The 2,524-nt window shown below is 69.3% G+C and carries 2 protein-coding genes; both read right to left on the reverse strand.

All coding sequences use genetic code 11. The features are described from left to right. Positions 1 to 131: 131 nt before the first annotated feature. Complete coding sequence (gene betA / locus WA805_RS29935; RefSeq protein WP_425244001.1) at positions 132 to 1,826, reverse strand: choline dehydrogenase; 1,695 nt, start codon at positions 1,824 to 1,826, stop codon at positions 132 to 134. Between the two features lie 108 nt (positions 1,827 to 1,934). Next, positions 1,935 to 2,524: peptidyl-tRNA hydrolase (locus tag WA805_RS29940; protein WP_425244002.1), on the reverse strand; the 590-nt coding region annotated here is incomplete at its 5' end.

Genomic DNA, 2,524 nt, shown 5'->3' on the forward strand with positions numbered 1-2,524 from the left:
GACGAGCGAAACCGCCTCAGGCAGCGGGTCGTCATCGGGTGCGGTCATGCGAAGATCATGGGGAAATAACCGCCGCACTGTCCAGACATAAAGTGCCGTCTGTCACATTGGTTCCATCATGTGGGAAACCGCTAACCGGTCGCCGTCTCCGATTGGTGCCGGTAAAACGGGATCGGTTCCGCGGCCAGCGGAGCGGCGCCCATGATCAGGTCGGCGGCCTTTTCCGCGAGCATCATCACCGGAGCGTAAATGTTGCCGTTGGTGACGTACGGCATGGCTGACGCGTCGACGACCCGCAGCCCGGAGACGCCGTGCACGCGCAGCGACGCCGGGTCGGTCACCGCCAGCGGCCCGGTCCCCATCGCGCAGGTGCAGGACGGGTGCAGCGCGGTCTCCGCGTCCCGCGCGACCCACGCGAGGATCTCCTCTTCGGTCGCCACCGACGGCCCCGGCGACAGCTCCCCGGCGTTGAACTCGTCGAACGCCGACTGGTTCAGGATGTTCCTGGCGATCTGGATCGCCTCGGTCCACTCCCGCCGGTCGGTCGGCGTGGACAGGTAGTTGAACCGCAGCGCCGGCTTGGCGAACGGGTCCGCGGACTCGATCTTGACCGTGCCGCGCGAGTCGGAGTACATCGGCCCGATGTGCACCTGGTAGCCGTGCCCGCCGGCCGGGGCGGACCCGTCGTACCGGACCGCGATCGGCAGGAAGTGGAACATCAGGTTCGGGTAGGCGACCGAGTCGTTGGACCTGGCGAATCCGCCGCCCTCGAAGTGGTTAGTCGCGGCCGGGCCCGAGTGGCGCAGCCACCACTCGGCGGCCACCCGGGGCCGGTTGCGCCACTTGAGCGCGGGTGCCACCGACACCGGCAGCTTGGACCCGTACTGGATGTACACCTCCAGGTGGTCCTGCATGTTCTCGCCGACACCCGGCAGGTCTGCCACGACCGGGATGCCGAGCGCGGACAGTTCGGTCGCGCTGCCCACCCCGGAAAGCTGCAGCAACTGCGGCGAGCCGAACGCCCCGGCGCACACGATCACCTCGCCGCCGTGTGCCTGGCGGCGGGAACCAGGCGCCCCCGTCGCGCCGAGCGGCGCGAACTCCACCCCGGTCGCGCGCGTCCCGTCGAAGAGGATCCTGGTGGCCTGCACCCGGGTCTCGACCCGCAGGTTCGGCCGGTCCATGACCGGGTGCAGGTAGGCGCGCGCCGCGGACAGCCGGCGGCCGTGGTGAATGTTCCTGTCGAAGGCGGCGAACCCCTCCTGCCGGTACCCGTTCACGTCGCTCGTGAGGGGGTACCCGGCCTGCTGCACCGCGATAAAGAAGGCCTGAAACAGCGGATTGTCGGCCGGCCCGCGCTCGAGAACGAGCGGCCCTGAAGACCCGCGGAAGGCCTCGTCCGCCGTGTCCTCCGCGGCCAGGCAGTTCTCCATCCGCTTGAAGTACGGCAGGCAGTGCGCGTAGTCCCAGTCCGCCATGCCAGGGTCGGCCGCCCACCGCTCGTAGTCCAGCGGGTTGCCGCGCTGGAAGATCATCCCGTTGATGCTGCTCGACCCGCCGAGCACCTTGCCGCGGGCATGATAGATCCGGCGGTCGTTCAGGAACGGCTCCGGCTCGCTCTCGTACTGCCAGTCGTAGAACCGGGAGCCGATCGGAAAGGTGAGCGCGCCCGGCATGTGGATGAACGGATCCCAGGCGTAATCGGACCGGCCCGCCTCGAGCACGAGCACTCTCGTAGTGGCGTCCGCCGACAAGCGGTTCGCCAGGGCGCTGCCGGCCGACCCGCCGCCGACGATGATGTAGTCGAAAAGACTCGGACGACCCATAGCGCCTAAGCAAAGCACCCCGGGCCGGGTTGTCGGCAGGGCCTCGGGGGAGATTTCCGCGGCCAGTCCTCCGGAACACCGCGGAGAATCTCCCCCGGCGGCCTCGCCTCACCGTGCAGGCGAGTGCAAGGCCGGGAGGTCGGCGACTACCGTGCAGGAGCCTGGGGCGACTTCGGTGAAACCGCCGTCCTGGACGACAGGGAGGCCACTGGATACCAGGTCCGGCCAGCGTTCCGCTGGGGCCGGCCGTACGGCTAGGTTGAAGTCGCGGTCTCGCCAGTCCGAGCGGTCCTTTGCGCCTAGACGCATCCAGGCTAGTTGCGCGGCGTGGCCGACCTGGGCCATCGCCTTTCCCGCGGTCATCGGGAGGCCGGGGTTGACCCACAATACGGGTGTGCCCTCCTGAACCGCCGGCGGCGGTTCCGGGTCCTCGAGCTCGGTTCCAGCCACCTGCAATCTGGCCAGGTCGGGCGGCCACTCATCGACTGGGACCGGCGGGTAGACACGGATCTCCGCCGACCCCTGGGTAATCGTGATCCCGGGAAGCGCCGACGCCCGTTCCCAGCCAGCCCCCCGCGCCCGCCTGACCACCTTGCGGATCCGCCCATCGGTCCACGCCCGCACCGCGCCAGCCCACTCCCCGTCAGGATCAGTAACCCGCGGATCATCGAGAAACCAAAGCACGGCGCGGGCCGCTC

The organism is Trebonia sp. (assembly GCF_049794275.1).
Taxonomy (GTDB): Bacteria; Actinomycetota; Actinomycetes; order Streptosporangiales; family Streptosporangiaceae; genus Trebonia.

Bases quoted from the DNA above. Each gene is read 5' to 3' on its own strand.
- betA (WP_425244001.1), bottom strand. From the start codon at position 1,826: ATGGGTCGTCCGAGTCTTTTCGACTACATCATCGTCGGCGGCGGGTCG.